Genomic DNA, 17,808 nt, shown 5'->3' on the forward strand with positions numbered 1-17,808 from the left:
CGTTAAAAGTTGTCAGATGCCCCCCTTATTAAGGGGGGATTAAGGGGGGATCCCCCCGCCTATCGGCACCCCCCTTATCAAGGGGGGCAGGGGGGATCGAACCTAAAATCCATTTTTAATTTAATTATAACCAGCTACTTAGCTATAAAAAAACCGACCAACAAGAGAGAATTCCCGTCAGTCAGTCGGTGATGATAGGCCGAATTTTACTCAGCTTTATTTCTTAGCGGGGGCAGCCTTAACGAGTTCCAATTCACTTTCAGCGAAGTTATTGGTATTCAGTCCACCGGCGCTACCACTAAAACCGTGGTAGTTAACAGTGTTAAAACGGACGATAACGGGATAGAGGATACCACTTTTGTCAACACTGGCTACGGTTCCTACATCGTTGTACCAGTAAGACTCTTTCCGTTTGACTCTAACTTCGGCTCCGCGTTCGATTCCAGGCATAGCTGTTGTTTTTTTTTAAGGGTTTAGTTAACAGGTTACAATCAGAGCGAATTTGCCGAAAGGGTTTTTACTTTAAGTTTTATTGCAAATCTTGCCACTCTGTTTGGACAAAATGCCCCGAACGTCCCCATAGGTCTGCCTTTGGTGCAATGTTAACGATTGTTAAGTTAAAAGGAATGGCCGTAGTCAGGTATTTTTGGGCCGACATTCCCACATCTGGCCCGATTTGAAAAGCGGTGGCGGTGGCTAAACCTAAGCCTAATAACTGAGAAATCGGACCTCTGGGTAAGAGAAGATGAGTTCCTAAGACTAAGCCAGCGGTTAAGGCTAAAGTTACCGATAAATTGGTGCCACAACGCGGATGTAGTGCCAATTGCCCCTCGCCATTTTTGAGACGATGAAGAGCCTGTTTGGCCGCAATTTGCAGTTCATTTGTATTAATCTGTCCGTAGAGATAAAAACCCCTATCGGTGGACAGTCCCCCCAGGGCCTCGTTATCCGCAGGGGAGTGGTCAAAAGGCGATTGACGACGGGCAACCATTTCGCTTAATACCCAGACGGTGGCGTGTTCCAAGGCGTGAACCTGTCGCAGGGTGAGAAATTCTTTGAAACCGGGGATAAAGCCGATTTGTGCCAGTAAATCGCTGTCTTGCTGGGGCGAGGGGTTAAACCAGTCAAAAGAGGGGTTAGAAGGGCTACTAGAGGTCATAAAGTTGCGCTAGGGGGAGTTTTTTCGAGGAGGATGAGGGTGCTATTCGACAAAAAAGGGAAAATCTGACCACTGGGGAACTGCTGCTAGTTTTTGCTTTAGGTAAGGTTTGCTGAATAAATCTAAAAACCTTGTTGGATAAGACTTCTAGACTTTTTTGAAATCCAAAAGTGCCGGGCATGGGAGTGAGCAGGGGGAAAATTCCGGGACTTTTTCCCTGAAAATTGGGTAATTGACCACCTGAAAACCGGTAAAACCCTACACCCTACACCCTACACCCCACACCCTGCCCCCACGAAAAACTTTTTGCCGCAAACCCTAGTTAAGAAGCGAAATGATTCCAGTTATCTGGATTGCTGGTCTTGGTCATAGAAACTCTAGTCAATTAGCTGTCTAAATAGGCGTTAATGATAGCAAGAGCCACTAAGGGAGCGGTAATTGTTCTCAAAATGCGTTTTCCCAATGATACAGGTAGAAAATTAGCGGCGAGTGCTTGTTCTATTTCTGTCTCCGTCCATCCCCCTTCCGGTCCGATAGCCATGGTTATCTCGGTTGATGTTTGCAATTGAGAAAGTAGCGGGGCCACTGTTCTACGGGTAACACCAATATAACAAGTTGTCTGTGGGTTAGCTCCCCGGCTAAGGATGGCTAAAAATGATTGTGGTTCTTCGATAATAGGAATAATCTGTCTTTCTGATTGTTCTACAGCTTCCCGGGCAATTTTTCGCCAACGGTCGATTTTTTGAGGACTAGGATTAACTAAACCCCGTTCTGTCAGCAGCGGGATAATCCGATAAACTCCTAATTCGGTGGCAGCGCGAACGATATCATCAAAGCCATTTTTGGGAATTGCTACCATTAAATTCACTTGTACTGGTAGTTCGGTAGTTTCGTTTATCGCTTCTAAAAGATGGGCCGAATTATCAATTATTTCCGCTAACCACGCTTGTCCTTGTCCATTTAGGGCAATAAAACGGTCATGGGATTTTAAACGAACAACTTTTTTAAGATAATGACTTTGTTCAGATGTTAGGGCAATTAACCCGTTTTCTAGGGTATTAAAATCAAGAAGAAGACGGTAATACAAGGCGGTTTAGTCTATATTGCTATTGTGTTCAGAATCACTGTCAGCTATCTATTTTAGCTTTTATGGTGTTTTTGTATGGGGTAGATTAGCCTAAAATCTTGATCATTAAGAAATCTGGGAATTGATTAATGAATTTACTAGGCATCGTTTTATACTCTTTTATGGGAGTGCTGTTGTTGGGGTTAGCTGTAGCTATCTGGTGGTTAGTCGATACCGTATCTTTATCCCCCACTAAACCGAAAAGAGCTACTTCTAAAAATAATCGTCAAAATTTGCCAATCAGTCAGCCTAAACTTTTCTACTTAGAAAGAGAACTTTTAACCCTCGTGAATGGAGATAAAGCTTTAGCGAGTCGATTGCTTTTAAGTATTAGATTGAGAAATCCCCAACGCAGTAAAAGCTGGTGTTATGAAAAAGTTATTTATGATTTAAAACGAGATCGAGGAGGAATTTAAATTGCCACTACAACAGTTAGACCTATTAGAAGAATATCACAGGGATCACCATAATCTCATTGAAAAAAATTTATCTACCTTGTTTAGATTAGTACCCGATTGGCGCGTCAGGGAAAAAGAGTCGCTCGCTATAGTTCCTTAGACAGCGATCGAGTTATGTTATTATCACAGTTATCTTCGGGAAATCTTGACGCATTAGTGGCGGTAAAATGTCTCGATGAGGGAGTTGATATCCCACAAGTCAGTCAGGGAATTATCCTCGCTGCTGATGCTTCTCCTCGTCAATTTATTCAACGTCGCGGCAGAATTCTCCGGGCAGCCGTGGCAAAGAAGAAAGCGACTTTAATCGATGTCTTGGTGGTTCCTACTTGGGGCGATGGTGAGGTAAAATTAATTGCATCGGAGATCAAAAGAGTTATTGATTTTGCCCGGGCAGCCAGCAATCAAGCTACAGTTATCAACAGATTAGTCCAAGAATTAAGTTACTATGGCCTTACCTACTCAGATCTGTTATAAAATTTATCCTCATCAAGGTATCTCTTGCCAAATAAGAATTAAGACTTGACAATCTCCACTCCCTAACCCCTAACCCCCAGAAAATCCATGGACATAACTGCTAAAATTAAAGAAATAGCCCAAAAATATGAGATACCTCCCCAACTGCTAAAGGAAGCCATGGCTTTAGAAGTAGAAAAAATTACTCTCAAAAATCGGCAGCTATCACCTAAAATTGTCAAACTTATCGAAAAATATACCGACTCCTCACAATAAATAAACTCTATGACTTTGAGACTGAAACAAATTCGCTTAACTAATTGGAAATGTTACCCTAGTCAAAATATTACTTTTAACCTGCATCCCGACAGAAAAATTCAGATTATTTTTGGTAATAATGGCCACGGTAAAACTTCTCTGATGACGGCGATTTTATGGTGTCTATATGGGGGAGATATTGTATCTAAAGAGACTCTGAAAACCTATTTTTATCGAGGTAAGGATGATTCTTCACCGGCAAAAGAAATGCGGGTAGAATTAAATTTTACTAGAAACGAGAAAAATTACTTTATCAGTCGCACAGCGAAATTAAAAGTTAATGGTAGCACTTCTTATCCCAGCGTAGAGGAAGCATTATTTTATGAAGATGGAACCATGAGAAGTAACTCTAGGGAATATATCGAAGCATTGCTTCCTAAATCTATTCGAGATTTTTTCTGTTTTGATGGCTTAAAAATTGAACAATATACCCAGATAACCCAAACTAAAGAAGCAAAAGAAGCAATTGAAAAAGTTTTGGGTATCCCTGAATTAAGAAATCTGCGCGATGATACAGAAAAAGCCTTACAAGAATTAGAAAACCGTTTCAATAAAGCAGAGGGAACCAGTCAAGCTTTAAAAGATAAGAGAAAACAATTGCGAGAATTAGAAGGAGACATTGAACTTAAAAAAGGTCAGCTTAAAAATGCTAAAGATGAGGAAAAAAATGCTAAAATTATCCATCATGATGCTCAAGAAAAAGCCGCACAGATTGAAGGTTTACGAGAAAAACAAGAGGAAATTCATAACTTAGAGAAAAAGCGTATCGGTTTACAAACTCAGTTAAATAACCTACAAAAGTCTATCGATTCTTGGTTAAAAAAAGCTTCGATACCTTTGCTGATTAACTTTGTGCAGGAAATGGCTGACGATTTGCAAGTTACTAGCTTAAAAAGCACTTATAAAACTAATTCTACAGCAGTTTTAAAAGCAATACTTGACGATGAAAGCTGTCTATGTGGTCGTTGTTTAGATCAAAATTCTCGTGACTTTATCCTGCAACAAATTGCCGAACTAGAGTCCTTAGAAGTGGACAACGCCACCAGAATAGAAAAAGACCAACTTAGAATTTATTTACAGGGAATTATCCGAGATAATGCCAAATTTAGCAATTATAGTCAATTGCTTTTACAAAGAGATCGTTTAGAAGAAGAAATCGAAGAAATTAATCAACATATTAAACAGCTAAAACAGGAAACCACGGGAACCAATCAAGAATCAGCTAATGAGATTTGGCGAAAAGTTGGCGAATCTGGTAAAAATGTTGAGATGATCCAAGAAAAGATCGAACGCTTGCAAAAGGAAATTGAAATCAAAGAAAAGCAATTAGAACATTTACGCAAAGAAGTGGAAATTTTAGCTAGTGAAAATAAAACCACATTGATGTTATCTAATCAGGTTAAAATGGCCAGAGGTTTAAAAAATGCCACTAACGAATTAATCGAATGGAATATCGATAATTCCCAAAAAATGATTAATCAAGTAACCAGCGATCGCTATTTACAAGTAACCAACAAACCAGAGGAATATAGAGGAGTAGAAATTACTTCCGAATACACTTTAGGAATCCGTACCCTCACGGGAAAATTATTAAATCCCGATGTCTTAAGTGCGGGAGAAAAGGAAGCTTTAGCTTTTGCTTTTATCACCGGCTTAAATCAAATAACCGATACTTGTGTTCCCCTAATTATGGATACACCTTTTGGTCATTTAGACAAAGAACATCAAAAAAATATTATTAACTCTCTCCCTAATTTAAACTCCCAAGTAGTTATTTTAGCAACGGATCGCGATCTTCCCGATCCACTTTTAAATCTCTTGCTTCCCCACACTACCGATATTTTTAAAATACACCGTTTGGCTGCCGATGAAGATGCTTCCGTGATTGAAGTGATGGAGAGTTACTAATGCAGAGAATCGATGCCAGTTTGAAGATTTATGCCTCGGAAACTTCCAGAAATTATCTACAGGTACTAAAAGATAATAAAACCTTTGAGCGCATGGTAGATGCCTATTTATTCGCCGCTGCTTTTGCCATTAAACAAGACTTCAGTATCTACGGAACCACTCTGAGTAATCGACAGGATTTAATTGCTATTAGCCAAATCGATCCAGAAGTTATTTTAGCTTTAACTACCGGAATTTATATTATCTGTAAAAAGAATTCCTATCCTCAACCCAGCGATGGCAAAGAAGTTTTAGATAAGATCTGTCAATACGCAGAAGTGGGATTAAGGGAATTAAAAGAACGCTGGCAAGGCAAAGTCAGCAATCAAATTCAAGCTGATATTGAGAGAATTATCAATAATCTCTGAAATTCTCTCCATCTAACTATCTTTTTTAGGGATAACGACAAATTACATTCTTTCCACACTGCCAAAAAAGACGGGTTCCACGCGAATAGCAACGATACTAGCTGGACGTAAAACCATATATTCCCCTTGAATATTTCTGATCGGAACATTGATAAAATCCCTAGAATCGGCTTTCGGAACTAATTCGTTACTGTACCACTTTTGAAATTCTTGGATAGTCAAAAAACGGACTTCCTCGCGATGTCCACTGCTCAAGAACAAATGTACTGAGTATTCGTCAGCTTTTCTACTCATTTTTTTTAACTAATCAGATTGAATTTTTGCAATAAAGTTGCCATTAAAGGCGGAAAAGTCAGACGCAATTCGCTAAGATCCGAGAAAATTAATTTTTGGTAGCTTGGCAGGTCAAAAGCTAGTTTACCCTTTAATTCCGCCCGATTTTGATAGGTTAGCAGAATTTGTCCGCCCTGTTTACAAGCGATCGCATAACCCAATTCTACACCCACTAGGGGACTAGGCAGTAATTCCGTTTCCTTTTGGCTAATCGCCGTAGCATCGGCAATAAATAATAAACTTTTGCGAATTTTGCGTAATTGACTATCACTCAATCTGGTGACATTGCCCTCAGTTCGGGGCGTTTCTTCGATGGTTAAGGGCAAACGGGAGCGTTTATTGAGATTTTCGACGGTTTCGGTCAAAACTGTTTTTAAAGCGGTGCTAGAGTCCTTAAATTGGCTTTGGGAGCTAAAATAAATGACGGGATCCAACCAGGCGCTGAGGTCCTGTTTAGTAAAGTAAATTTCTTGGGAAATCAGGTCAATATTCGAGATGACGTAACCGCCACTACCTTCGAGGTAAAATTCCACCCTTTCCCCTTCTAGATAGCGTTGGAACCAGACAGAACCCTGTATTGTCAGACTATCATCGAGAAAATCGGCCCTTAAACCCGATTTTAAGAGACTATTGCGACTTAAGCGCAAGTCGTGGGGACGTTTGACAACCTCGCGGATAGGTTCGTATTTGTCCAGATACCAAGCTTTCAGGGCAATGATGGCCATAGGTGTGGCGATTAAAGACACTCACCCATTCTAGCAGTAAGCACCGATATCCTCTCCACATTCATCGGCTAGGTAAGAAAGAGCGCGAAATCTTAACATCATTAGGTTTTCGTAGAGGGGATTTAGCTTGCAAAGGGGTGGAATCTCTAGAATTGTCCAGCTAAATAGGGTAATTTTCCGCGCAAAGGGACATTGAGCCGGAATTAGACGACAAATCCTGTGGGCTAGTGCAGGCGTATTAATCTCTAGGCGATCAATTCGTTGCCGCAGGGGTTGCCATAAATCCCATTTTGGTTGCGGTGACGGGTTTTTCCGATTGCCTTTCGACCAAGGGGCGATCCAATTAGACAAAATTATTTTATTTGTGGTATAATCTGATACATCAGCATCGGCCATAGCCTTACCTTCTATTGATTGACTCATAAGGTTCTATCTAAGATTACGAGAGGGCGAACAATCTTTCCCGAAAATCACCTAGGGTGTTCGGATAGTTGGCCGCTTTAACGATAACATCTCTGGGATAACAGATGTGGCTTATTGCGTCAGCGGCCTAGATGCGGGAGTAAGCTGTTAACTATCTAAATTACTCGTTAAGACTGTCTATGAGCGAGCAGGGAGTAGGGAGAGGAAGTTTGAGCATTTGTACTAATTCTCTACCTCCGAGTTATCACCTGAAAGCTAATAGGCAACAGACGACAATAAGATAACGTCACGAGTGAGTTTAACTAGATTAATCTCTAAGCTTCGCCCAAAAATATTGGCTCTGATTAGAGCTATTTCTAGGTTAGCAAAAACTCAGGTTTTTTCACGTCAGCATAGTACACTTTTTCTGGGTATAAAATAGCACCCGCTTTTGTCAAAGATACGCAATCCAAGGGGTGGGGTGTGGGAATTATGAATTATCAATTATCAATTATGAATTGGGTGGTTTTTTGCTGTCAACTGATAACTGTCAACTGATAACTGATAGCTGATCACTGATAACTGATTTACATTCTTTCCAAAACGGGTATTCCCAGCAGAGATAAGCCTAATTTTAGGGTTCTTGCCGTTAAATCACACAGAACTAAACGAGAGGTTTTAATCGGTTCTGCCGCTTTCAGAACGGGACAATTCTCGTAGAAACGATTATACTTTTTACTTAGTTCGTAAAGATAATCACATAAACGATTGGGTAATAAATCCTCTTCCACGGCACTAATTACTTCCGGCAGTTGCAGTAATTGTTTAGCCAGAATTAATTCGCTTTCATCCTTGAGAATTAGCGGTGAATTGGCACTTAAATCCTGAAAATTAATACCACCTTCGCGACTGATACTCTGGACTCTAGCGTAAGCGTACAGCATATAGGGGGCGGTGTTGCCTTGGAGATTGAGCATTTTGTCGTAACTGAAAACGTAGTTACTATTACGATTTTGGCTGAGATCGGCGTATTTAACAGCACTTAACCCGACAGTTTCGGCAGTCTTAGTGATAAAATCGCCAGTTTCTTCTCTTTCCTCGCTTGCCAGTCTTTTTTCTAAGTCAGCTAGGGAACAGGCGATCGCTTGATCGAGTAATTCTTGTAGTTTTACCGTCTCCCCGGAACGAGTTTTTAATTTTTTACCATCTTCCCCTAAAACTAATCCAAAAGCGACGTGAACCACTGCCACATTATCGGGTAAAAATCCCGCTTTTTTAGCCACCTGAAATACTTGGGCAAAATGGTTAGCTTGTCCAGCATCGGTAACATAAATTATTCTTTCGGCTTTATCTTGACGCACTCGATAACAAATTGCCGCTAAATCGGTGGTAGCGTAATTATAACCGCCGTCGGATTTCTTGACAATTAGGGGCAAAGGCTCCCCCTCTTTGTTGGTAAAACCATCGAGAAAGACGCATAAAGCGCCGTTGTCTTCTGTTAGCAATCCCTGTTGATCTAATTCTCTGATTACTGTCTCAAGGTAGGGATTATAAAAAGATTCCCCCCTTTCAGTCAGTTTTATATCGAGAATATCATAGATTTTCTGAAATTCCCGCCGTGATTGTTGACAAAGTAACTGCCATGCTTGACGACTTTGAGGATCACCTGACTGTAATTTTACTACGGCTTGACGGGCAGTTTCTTTAAAGTTTTCGTCTTCATCAAAACGAATTTTAGCCTTTTTATAAAAGCTAACTAAATCCCCTAAATCCAGAGCATCTGCTTGGGTTAAAGCACTAGGATAAGCTTCTTGTAGATAGGTGATTAACATCCCGAATTGAGTACCCCAATCCCCGACGTGATTAAGACGAATTACTTGATGATGACGAAATTCTAAAATCCGAGCAATACAATCACCAATTATAGTTGATCGCAAGTGGCCGACGTGCATTTCTTTGGCAATATTGGGACTGGAAAAATCGACAATAATTTTTTGACTGGGGTTAGCAGCGGCAACTCCTAAACGGTTGTCAGTAATTAGGTCTTTTAATTGGGTTTCTAGATAACTAGGTTTAAGGGTAAGATTGATAAAACCGGGTCCAGCAATTTCGGGGGGTTGACAGAGATCATCTATCTCTAGATTTTTTAGTAAAGTTGCCGCCACTTCCCGGGGTTTTTGTTTTAATTCTTTGGCTAAAGAGAGGGAAATATTACATTGATAATCGCCAAAACGGGGGTTACTAGCGACCACAATTAGGGGATCGGTATCAGCGAAGTTTTCCCCAAAGGATTTAACTAGGGATTGGGAAAAACGCTCTTTTATTTGTTGGATAATGGCAGTCATAGAGAGAATTTAGCAATGAATGTTAGAAGTCTATGGGGAATTAGGAAATTTATCTTGCTCTCATCTTGAATAGAATTGAGCCGGACGGGGTATTATGTCCATTTTCTTGGTACATTATAAGCATCAAATTTAGTATCTTTACTAATTAGAATTAGCGATCTGTTTAGAGACTGAGCAATTAGCATTCTATCAAATGGATCACGGTGATGCAAGGGTAAAGTACAAATTTTTAGAGTATTAGAAAATGATATAGACAGTAAGTTTATATCTGATGCTTCTAGTTTAGTTTCAATGGTTTCATAACTTTTTTGTAGGGCTAACTTACCTAAATTTAACTTAATCGCGATTTCCCAGAGACTAACAATACTGACATAAACTTCAGGAGCAAAATCAATTTCCTCCCGAAGATTATTAGGCAAGTTAGAATCGTTTTCAGTTAACCAGATGAAAGTATGAGTATCCAGAAGAAAAGATGTCATCACATATATTCCTGAAAATCTTCCAAAGACTCATCAAAATCATCAGACAAAGGTAAGGTAAATGTACCTTGTAAAATTCCTGAACGACGTTTTCTAAGAGAAGGTTTCTCTATAATAGCATCTGATTGATAATTGGCCATCAAATATTCAGCATAGTGAAGCAGCTCTATTTTTAAGAACTCTGGCATTGCTTCGACAGTTTCTAAGATTTTTGTGTCTATATTCATAAGTTCTGGATACTTAATCTCAGCAAATTTTTACTAATTACTTATTCCTTAACCAATAAAACCACGGCATAAACTGCGATACCTTCTTCTCGTCCCACTGGTCCCAATTGTTCGTTAGTAGTGGCTTTAATTCCCACCTGTTCTGGATTAATCTTGAGAGTTTCTGCTAATTTGGCTCGCATCGCATTAAGGTGGGGTTTCATTTTCGGTTTTTCGGCAACGATTACCGAATCAATATTATTAATCTGCCAACCTTTATCGATAATTAATTGATTAACTTGTTCTAATAATTTTAAACTATTCGCCCCTTGCCATTGCGGGTCTGTGGGGGGAAAATAATGACCGATATCGCCTAAACTAAGCGCCCCCAGCATGGCATCCATAATAGCGTGGGTTAAGACATCGGCATCACTGTGACCCAATAAACCCACAGTATGGGCAATCTCTACTCCTCCTAAAATTAAAGGTCTTCCTGTTACCAATCGGTGGATATCGTAGCCGTTACCAATACGAATATTCATAGAGCAGTCCTCATTGTCGGTGTTTCTGCAAATGTGAGATGCACCCAAATTGCGGTAGAATTTTCTTGGGGATAATCTCCTAACTTCTGACTATCCACTGCCGATTACCGCAAAGGATAGCCATTTATTCTATCAGATTGAGAAGATATTAGGTAAGAACTAACTAAACACAATTAATTACACATATCTAACCACCTCTTGCCTCTTGCCTTTTGCCTATCCTAACCAAAAAGTTAATTTTATCCTACTTACTTATGATAACACTTGTAACTATATTTTTCACTGCCTTGCTGGCAGTTACGGATTTTACTTACCAAGTTTTGATTCATTTTCCCATACAAATCATCAATTTTTTGGGGTCGTTGTTGTCCTATGGAGTAATCGGACTGATAATTTTTGTCCTAGTCTGGATTGTGGGTGACTGATTTCTCAGGGGGAAAAAATGAGAGAATCAACCTTAGCCAATTCTCCCCAATTTAAGCCAACTTTTAGTTTTTACTGTTCACTAGCCACTGCTTGGGGTTGTCCTTGCGGTTGGAATTGGAACAGAGAATAAACCACGTTACGACGGATATCAATCATCATTTCTAAAAACATCTCGTAGCCTTCCTGTTTATACTCAATTAGGGGGTCTTTTTGACCGTAACCGCGTAAACCAATCGACTCGCGTAAAGCTTCCATAGCTTGCAGATGTTCGCGCCATAACATATCGATTTGCTGCAGGATAAAATAACGTTCGGCATCGCGCATTAAACCGGCGCGAATATTATCCACTTGACGTTCTTTAATTTCGTAGGCTTTGCGAACTTCTTCGTGTAGGAAAATCTTGATATCATTAACACTCATATCCTCGACATCTTTAGCGGTAATATCTGCCAACAGATAGACGAATTCCTGAGATTTACTAATCAGTTTTTCCAAATCCCATTCTTCCGCCGGCAGTTCGGGATTAACATAAGCCATGACGATTTCATCCATGGTTTTTTCGGCGTATTGCAGCACCTGTTCTTTTAAGTCCATCCCCTCCAAAACCCGACGACGTTCGGCATAAATAGCGCGCCGTTGATTATTCATCACCTCGTCGTATTCAAACACCTGTTTCCGGGCATCATAATAGAAGGTTTCCACTTTTCTTTGCGCGCCTTCCAGAGAACGAGTTAACATTCCCGATTCAATGGGCATATCTTCTTCCACCCGGAAGGCATCCATTAAACCCGCCACGCGGTCGCCCCCAAAAATCCGCAATAAATTGTCTTCTAGGCTTAAAAAGAAGCGTGTAGAACCGGGGTCGCCCTGTCTGCCCGCCCGGCCTCGCAATTGGTTGTCAATACGGCGGGATTCGTGGCGTTCCGTCCCGATAACGTGCAGTCCGCCCCTTTCTACTACCTCATCGTGTTCTTTGCCTGTGTAATCTTCATAACTTTTGCGAATTAATTTATAGACTTCGCGTAACTTTTGAATAACCGGGTCATCCGTGGGGGCTTTTTCGGCCGCGATGGCGATTTTTTCTTCCACTTCTAATTCGGGTAAACTTTGAGTTCCGTGGGTATCAACGGCAAATTTAACCGCTTCTTTCAGGGCATTTTCTACCTCTTTCGGTAACTCGGTGGGAAAAATTTCCGCCGAGGCGCGCCAGTTTTTTTTCTTTTTACCCGGAGCAAATCCTTGCGGGCGATTGCGTTCTCCTAAACTGGGTAAACTAAAGGCCAAATTGTCATCTTCGGGCATAACTAATTTGGGCATTAAATACTCGCGAATTTTCAATCGGGCCATATAGTCGGAGTTACCACCGAGGATGATATCGGTTCCCCGTCCCGCCATATTCGTAGCAATAGTTACGGCCCCAGCCCGGCCTGCTTGGGCGACGATTTCTGATTCCCTTTCCACGTTTTCCGGACGGGCATTAAGCAAGTTATGGGGAATCTTTCTTTCCTGTAATAACAGCGAAAGGACTTCCGATTTTTCCACACTGGTAGTACCGACTAAAACCGGGCGACCCTGTTCGTGCATTTGTTGACATTCTTCGGCGACGGCGTTCCATTTTGCCTGTTCATTTTTATAGACCACATCGGCTAAATCTTGCCGACGAGAAACGCGATTAGTGGGAATAATTGTTACTTGCAGGTTATAGACTTTTTCTAGTTCCGTTTCTTCGGTTTTGGCCGTCCCGGTCATGCCAGATAACTTCGGATAGAGTAGGAAAAAGTTTTGATAGGTAATCGTGGCTAAGGTTTGGGTTTCCTGTTGAATTTCTACCCCTTCCTTAGCCTCCACTGCCTGATGTAAACCATCGCCCCAACGTCGCCCCGGTAATACCCGTCCCGTGAACTCATCAACGATAACAATTTCACCACTGCGGACGATATAGTTAACGTCTTTTTTCTGGAGTTCTTTGGCACGAATAGCGTTAGAAATATAGTGCGCCCAGGGATTTTCTTGGTCGTATAAATCGGTAACTCCTAATAGTTCTTCCGCTCTTTTAAAGCCTTCATCGGTCATTAAAACGTTACGGTCTTTTTCGTTAACTTCGTAGTCTCCCGGTCCGTCTTCTACTTTTTGGCGCACTAATTGCTTGGCGATTTCGGCGGCGAGAATATATTTTTCTGTGGGTCGATCGATCGGTCCTGATATAATTAATGGAGTTCTGGCCTCATCGATAAGAATGGAGTCCACTTCGTCGATAACGCAGTAGTTAAAGGGTCTTTGGACAACTTCCCCCATCACTGTAGCCATGTTATCGCGCAGATAATCGAAGCCGAGTTCGCTGTTAGTGGTGTAGGTGATGTCACAGGCATAATTTTTCTTTCTTTCTTCTGGACTCATGCCGGCTTGAATTAGTCCCACACTTAACCCTAAAAAGCGGTGTACCTGCCCCATCCATTCCGCGTCACGACGGGCGAGATAATCGTTGACGGTGACGACGTGAACCCCTTTTCCGGTCAATCCATTCAAATAAGCGGGGAGAGTGGCAACTAGGGTTTTTCCTTCCCCGGTTTTCATCTCGGCGATTTGTCCTTTGTGCAGTACCATTCCCCCCAATAACTGCACGTCAAAGTGACGCATCCCTAAGACTCGGATTCCCGCTTCCCGGACAATGGCGAAAGCTTCGGGGAGGATTTCCTCGAGAATCTCCTCTCTTTCGTCATAATTTCTGGCTTTGTCCAATCTTTCCTTAAATTCGCTGGTTTTGCTCCTTAATTCCTCATCGGACAGGTTTTTAATGTCTTCTTCCAGCAGGTTGATTTCGGTGACGAGGGGCTGAAATTTTTTAATTTTGCGGGCGTTAGGGTCTCCGAGTAGGGCTTTTAACATAGCAGTTTTTATTCTCTCGCTTCGATTGGCTCTTGGTCTGTGGTGTTAACAATTGTATCACTCTGGTTGGGAGTGGAGAATCATTTATCGGTGAAAAGGGACTCTTGCCAGTGGGCAAAAATTAAGTTAATCTTCTCTCACCGGTGGCTTAACTAAAGGGGAAACCACCATATTTATTGATAATTATATCTATAGTTTCCATAATTGCGATCGATTCGCCCAAAATGGAGATAATTTGTTGATAATGTTCTAGGTCATCGTAGCTAAGGTGGCGACCTTTGCGGTCTTTTAGCCACTTCTGACACACTTGATAACCGCCGATATAAAAGTTCCAAATTTGGGGCGGAATCCCCGCAAAATACTGGTCAGAATTAATCGAAATTTGTTGTTTATTTTCGTCATATTTCACCTGTTCGACTAGATTGGAACCCGCCACGGGATAGCTACTAATTTCTTTTCCCGTTGCTTTCATTAGGTGTAACTGCACTAATCTGTCACCTTTTTTGACTAATTCCCAGAATAATTCTTGATTACTGGTGAGAGGAACACGAGGAAAGTCTATCTTTAAAAATTCGGCGTAACGTTGGCGATATTGGGGAGAGTGAAAGACGGCATAGATATAGTTAAAAATGTCTTCTGGTCCAAAGGTTTTCTTTTCGTCTCCTTTGCCATCACTGATAAATTCTAATTCAAGTTTTGCCGAAAGTTCCTTAATAAATTCAGGCGCTAGATTGGGACGGCGACCATTTGGCGAGTTGGTTGGTTCTGTGTCAAATAGGGTTGGGGTATTGGTTGGGTAAAGATAAAGGGGGAAGTTATGGTTAGATTCTTTCGTGATATTTGAAATCAAACAATCATTAGGAACTAAGTCAGTTATCCAAAAATGTCTATATTCATTATTTGCTATTTGACGAGAACAAACTAAACACAAATTTTCTTTGTTAAATATATGGTTTCTTAAATCAGGTCTTGTTCTATCCATAACATAATCAGAATAAAACATAAACCTATTGTCGAAGGGTCTATAAGCGCATAAGTCAAGGAATCTCCACAAGTCTATCTCTTGTTTCAAAGCTGTAGATGCTTTCTTCCAATCCCACTTTCCTAAATCATATTTATCAGAAAAAGAGTTGTCTAATTTATCTTGATTAACTAATTCAGTAATTCGTTTAACTATCTGCTCTTTATCGAAATCTATAGCAAAGTGATCACGATGACTCTTGAAACCATATATATGAGTAATATATATTTCATCAATTCTATGATATTTATTATATTCACCTAACAATTCTTCTGATTGAATTCTTAACAAATAAAATGGTTTTTTAGGCTCTATATCTAACCATTCAGTTGAACTAATATCATTTTCATCTAACCAATGATACTTACCCCCAACTAACTCCTTATTCTCTTTAACCTCTCTAACACCCCACAAATCAGCATGATAAACCTTCGCTAAATCTTGCTGACTATCTTGATACTTAATAAAAAACGCAATCGCTACACCTTGCTGAATATCAAACACATTTTGATCGGGTGAACCGTCGGGACAAACTTCTTTTTTCTTACTATTCCCATGCAAATCTAAAACATAAATCTCATCAAAAGTCTGCATCAAATTTTGACGCATTCCCCGAAAAGTTGGGTTATCCAAATAACCATGATTTGTAATTAACGCCACAACTCCATAACCAGTCTCCGCTACCCGATACTGAGCAAAGCGAATAAACTTCACATAATCATCTAATAAACCTTTGGGGTTTCTCTCTCCCAATGGTTTTCCATCTAATTGATAATAATCCTTAACCAAATTCACAATCCAAGGGTCAGTATTCATCGACTGATAGGAATAGGGAGGATTGCCTAAAATAACCATGACTGGCATTTCTTGCTTAACATCTTTTGCCGCAGCTGCTTCATCGCGAATGCGATTTAAAAAACCGTCAGCAGGGGGAATTTGAAAAGCTTCCTGTAGGGTGTTGGTGAGATAGATTCCCAAGCGTTCATCGGCACTAAAATCATAGCCTAATTCCTGAAGTTGTAAACCTAACTTCATGTGTGCTACGGTGTAGGGAGCCATCAGTAATTCAAACCCAAAGAGACGGGGTAATAAATGTTTACTGACATAACTAGACCACATCCCTTTCTGTTGACGAAAACTATCATAGATATGGTCAATAACAGAGTGTAAAAAAGTGCCAGTTCCCACAGCAGGATCGAGGATTAAAACTTGGTGAACTTCCTGAGTTTCTTGGCTATTATTAGGATGCTTAATCGTAATTTTTTTAGCATCGGCCAAACCTTTAGGAATCTGAAACTTATTTTTTAGAATATAGTCCACACTGCGAACCATGTAAGAAACCACGGGTTCAGGGGTATAATAAACCCCCCTAGACTCACGCATTTTACTATCGTATTCGGCTAAAAAAGTCTCATAAAAGTGAACCACAGGATCCTGCTTGCGCGTGCGTTTTCCAAAGCTGCTAAGAATCCCCTCCATGTCCGTTTGTTGTAAAATAGTCGCTAGAGTATCCACAGCCCAAGTAATCCGCTCATCTAATTCTGTACCAGCAATTTGATGAAAAATTCCCCGCAAAAAAGGGTTAGTTTTCGGTAGTCGAAATCCCGCCGTTTCCCTGGAAAAAGAACTTATTTGATCCGTATTACAGCGTGCCGCAAATAAACCATAACAGATTGTTTGTGCATACATATCCGCAAACTGCGCTTCATTGAGATCACTAATTAAAACTCGTTGAAAAGATTGCAATTGTTGCCGCAACATTCCCCCGCAATCTTGATCTTTTAAAGCTTGGCCGATTGCATCTCGAATTAACTGCGCTAAAGCGGCCATTTTTTTCGCTAATTCTCGCGGTGTTGTTATCTGAATAACTTTTGAGAGGAAAAATTGACAGAACAATTGTTCTACTTGTAAAATACCCTGGGAATCAGGTTTAATTTGCTTTTTTTGATTAAGACTTGCCACGGCAGCTGATAGACGCAATTCTCCCGATACATACCAACGAAATTCTAAATGATCGGTGATAATTAAATTACCTAAAGCCTGTAAATAACGTTTTATTTGGGGAGTATTTTCAACCTTTTTGAGAGAAGTTCCGATATCTTTTGCTTCCAGATGGCCAATTTCTACCATACCCTGATTAATCACAAAATCTGGAGCGCCACAAGCAATCCTTTTTGGCTCATTGAGAGCTTGTAGGTTATTATTTAGGGATTCAATTAATTTTTTTAAAGCAGGACGATAACTGTGTTCTGTGGCCTTACCCTGTTGATAAATGCCTGTGATTTCCTCTAGATATTTTGGCAGTGAGTTACTCATTATCGTTGCGACATACAAACGTTCTTCTATAGATAAAATATAACCTCATTTAGCCCCCAATGTCCACTGCCCTCATCCTACTTTATGGCTGCATCTGACATTTGCAGAAATACCGACAATGAGCAATTATCAGTGATTCTTGAATTATCACAGATATATCAGCAGCTGCCTGTAAGCATCCCACCGAAAAGCTAATGCGCGGGGGGTTTGGGGGCGGCACTTCGACACGCTCAGTGACCGCGCCACGCCCCCAACGGGGGGTTTGGGGGGTAGAACCCCAAAAGCTTGGATTGATTAA

At 40.7% G+C, this 17,808-nt stretch carries 17 protein-coding genes; 5 read left to right on the plus strand and 12 right to left on the minus strand.

Features of this window, described 5'->3' with window-relative positions:
• Nucleotides 1–216: 216 nt before the first annotated feature.
• The 3 genes from ACOCD9_RS01275 to ACOCD9_RS01285 form a co-directional block, all read right to left on the minus strand.
• Nucleotides 217–450: a photosystem I reaction center subunit IV gene (locus ACOCD9_RS01275; RefSeq protein WP_002800416.1), complete on the minus strand. Its 234-nt coding sequence runs from the start codon at nucleotides 448–450 to the stop codon at nucleotides 217–219.
• Nucleotides 451–529: 79 nt separating this feature from the next.
• Nucleotides 530–1,159 (minus strand): DUF6391 domain-containing protein, encoded by a 630-nt coding sequence (locus ACOCD9_RS01280; RefSeq protein ID WP_287703310.1) that lies wholly within the window; start codon nucleotides 1,157–1,159, stop codon nucleotides 530–532.
• A 385-nt stretch (nucleotides 1,160–1,544) separates the two neighbouring features.
• Nucleotides 1,545–2,246: a 16S rRNA (uracil(1498)-N(3))-methyltransferase gene (locus ACOCD9_RS01285; RefSeq protein ID WP_419546187.1), complete on the minus strand. Its 702-nt coding sequence runs from the start codon at nucleotides 2,244–2,246 to the stop codon at nucleotides 1,545–1,547.
• A gap of 128 nt (nucleotides 2,247–2,374) precedes the next feature.
• Here ACOCD9_RS01285 and ACOCD9_RS01290 point away from each other — a divergent pair, with 128 nt between their 5' ends.
• The 5 genes from ACOCD9_RS01290 (at nucleotide 2,375) to ACOCD9_RS01310 (ending at nucleotide 5,829) form a co-directional block, all read left to right on the plus strand.
• Nucleotides 2,375–2,701: a hypothetical protein gene (locus ACOCD9_RS01290; protein ID WP_287703314.1), complete on the plus strand. Its 327-nt coding sequence runs from the start codon at nucleotides 2,375–2,377 to the stop codon at nucleotides 2,699–2,701.
• A gap of 99 nt (nucleotides 2,702–2,800) precedes the next feature.
• Nucleotides 2,801–3,217, plus strand: a complete 417-nt coding sequence (locus ACOCD9_RS01295; protein ID WP_419546188.1) for a helicase-related protein — start codon at nucleotides 2,801–2,803, stop codon at nucleotides 3,215–3,217.
• Nucleotides 3,218–3,304: 87 nt separating this feature from the next.
• Nucleotides 3,305–3,472 carry a hypothetical protein gene (locus ACOCD9_RS01300; RefSeq protein ID WP_002733637.1) on the plus strand — a complete coding sequence of 56 codons (168 nt, stop codon included), beginning with the start codon at nucleotides 3,305–3,307 and terminating at the stop codon, nucleotides 3,470–3,472.
• 9 nt (nucleotides 3,473–3,481) lie between these two features.
• Entirely contained in the window at nucleotides 3,482–5,422 is a 1,941-nt protein-coding gene (locus ACOCD9_RS01305; RefSeq protein WP_419546189.1) for an AAA family ATPase, read from the plus strand.
• Entirely contained in the window at nucleotides 5,422–5,829 is a 408-nt protein-coding gene (locus ACOCD9_RS01310) for a hypothetical protein (RefSeq protein ID WP_419546190.1), read from the plus strand. Before ACOCD9_RS01305 ends, ACOCD9_RS01310 begins: the two co-directional genes overlap by 1 nt.
• A gap of 42 nt (nucleotides 5,830–5,871) precedes the next feature.
• Here the strand turns inward: ACOCD9_RS01310 and ACOCD9_RS01315 are convergent, their stop codons facing one another.
• From ACOCD9_RS01315 to ACOCD9_RS01355, 9 genes are all read right to left on the minus strand, one after another.
• Nucleotides 5,872–6,123, minus strand: a complete 252-nt coding sequence (locus ACOCD9_RS01315) for a hypothetical protein (protein ID WP_419546191.1) — start codon at nucleotides 6,121–6,123, stop codon at nucleotides 5,872–5,874.
• Between the two features lie 5 nt (nucleotides 6,124–6,128).
• The gene (locus ACOCD9_RS01320; protein ID WP_419546192.1) at nucleotides 6,129–6,887 is read right to left on the minus strand and encodes a hypothetical protein; all 759 of its coding nucleotides are present in this window, start codon (nucleotides 6,885–6,887) and stop codon (nucleotides 6,129–6,131) included.
• Nucleotides 6,888–6,917: 30 nt separating this feature from the next.
• Nucleotides 6,918–7,310 carry a Mo-dependent nitrogenase C-terminal domain-containing protein gene (locus ACOCD9_RS01325; RefSeq protein WP_287665976.1) on the minus strand — a complete coding sequence of 131 codons (393 nt, stop codon included), beginning with the start codon at nucleotides 7,308–7,310 and terminating at the stop codon, nucleotides 6,918–6,920.
• Nucleotides 7,311–7,876: 566 nt separating this feature from the next.
• Nucleotides 7,877–9,634 carry an arginine--tRNA ligase gene (gene argS, locus ACOCD9_RS01330; protein WP_419546193.1) on the minus strand — a complete coding sequence of 586 codons (1,758 nt, stop codon included), beginning with the start codon at nucleotides 9,632–9,634 and terminating at the stop codon, nucleotides 7,877–7,879.
• Nucleotides 9,635–9,726: 92 nt separating this feature from the next.
• The gene (locus tag ACOCD9_RS01335; RefSeq protein WP_287703359.1) at nucleotides 9,727–10,113 is read right to left on the minus strand and encodes a type II toxin-antitoxin system VapC family toxin; all 387 of its coding nucleotides are present in this window, start codon (nucleotides 10,111–10,113) and stop codon (nucleotides 9,727–9,729) included.
• Entirely contained in the window at nucleotides 10,113–10,340 is a 228-nt protein-coding gene (locus tag ACOCD9_RS01340; protein ID WP_419546194.1) for a DUF2281 domain-containing protein, read from the minus strand. The genes ACOCD9_RS01335 and ACOCD9_RS01340 overlap by 1 nt, the downstream gene beginning before the upstream one ends.
• Nucleotides 10,341–10,381: 41 nt before the next feature.
• Complete coding sequence (gene ispF / locus ACOCD9_RS01345; protein WP_045361179.1) at nucleotides 10,382–10,861, minus strand: 2-C-methyl-D-erythritol 2,4-cyclodiphosphate synthase; 480 nt, start codon at nucleotides 10,859–10,861, stop codon at nucleotides 10,382–10,384.
• 495 nt (nucleotides 10,862–11,356) lie between these two features.
• Entirely contained in the window at nucleotides 11,357–14,173 is a 2,817-nt protein-coding gene (secA, locus tag ACOCD9_RS01350; RefSeq protein ID WP_419546195.1) for a preprotein translocase subunit SecA, read from the minus strand.
• Between the two features lie 148 nt (nucleotides 14,174–14,321).
• Nucleotides 14,322–17,510 carry a type ISP restriction/modification enzyme gene (locus ACOCD9_RS01355; RefSeq protein ID WP_419546196.1) on the minus strand — a complete coding sequence of 1,063 codons (3,189 nt, stop codon included), beginning with the start codon at nucleotides 17,508–17,510 and terminating at the stop codon, nucleotides 14,322–14,324.
• Between the last annotated feature and the right edge of the window lie 298 nt (nucleotides 17,511–17,808).

This window comes from Microcystis sp., from assembly GCF_048564745.1.
Taxonomy (GTDB): Bacteria; Cyanobacteriota; Cyanobacteriia; order Cyanobacteriales; family Microcystaceae; genus Microcystis; species Microcystis ichthyoblabe_A.

Bases quoted from the DNA above. Each gene is read 5' to 3' on its own strand.
- ACOCD9_RS01290 (WP_287703314.1), top strand. From the start codon at position 2,375: ATGAATTTACTAGGCATCGTTTTATACTCTTTTATGGGAGTGCTGTTG.
- argS (WP_419546193.1), bottom strand. From the start codon at position 9,634: ATGACTGCCATTATCCAACAAATAAAAGAGCGTTTTTCCCAATCCCTA.
- ACOCD9_RS01340 (WP_419546194.1), bottom strand. From the start codon at position 10,340: ATGAATATAGACACAAAAATCTTAGAAACTGTCGAAGCAATGCCAGAG.
- ACOCD9_RS01325 (WP_287665976.1), bottom strand. From the start codon at position 7,310: ATGAGTCAATCAATAGAAGGTAAGGCTATGGCCGATGCTGATGTATCA.
- ACOCD9_RS01355 (WP_419546196.1), bottom strand. From the start codon at position 17,510: ATGAGTAACTCACTGCCAAAATATCTAGAGGAAATCACAGGCATTTAT.
- ACOCD9_RS01300 (WP_002733637.1), top strand. From the start codon at position 3,305: ATGGACATAACTGCTAAAATTAAAGAAATAGCCCAAAAATATGAGATA.
- ACOCD9_RS01310 (WP_419546190.1), top strand. From the start codon at position 5,422: ATGCAGAGAATCGATGCCAGTTTGAAGATTTATGCCTCGGAAACTTCC.
- secA (WP_419546195.1), bottom strand. From the start codon at position 14,173: ATGTTAAAAGCCCTACTCGGAGACCCTAACGCCCGCAAAATTAAAAAA.
- ACOCD9_RS01320 (WP_419546192.1), bottom strand. From the start codon at position 6,887: ATGGCCATCATTGCCCTGAAAGCTTGGTATCTGGACAAATACGAACCT.
- ACOCD9_RS01335 (WP_287703359.1), bottom strand. From the start codon at position 10,113: ATGACATCTTTTCTTCTGGATACTCATACTTTCATCTGGTTAACTGAA.
- ACOCD9_RS01275 (WP_002800416.1), bottom strand. From the start codon at position 450: ATGCCTGGAATCGAACGCGGAGCCGAAGTTAGAGTCAAACGGAAAGAG.
- ACOCD9_RS01315 (WP_419546191.1), bottom strand. From the start codon at position 6,123: ATGAGTAGAAAAGCTGACGAATACTCAGTACATTTGTTCTTGAGCAGT.
- ACOCD9_RS01280 (WP_287703310.1), bottom strand. From the start codon at position 1,159: ATGACCTCTAGTAGCCCTTCTAACCCCTCTTTTGACTGGTTTAACCCC.
- ACOCD9_RS01305 (WP_419546189.1), top strand. From the start codon at position 3,482: ATGACTTTGAGACTGAAACAAATTCGCTTAACTAATTGGAAATGTTAC.
- ispF (WP_045361179.1), bottom strand. From the start codon at position 10,861: ATGAATATTCGTATTGGTAACGGCTACGATATCCACCGATTGGTAACA.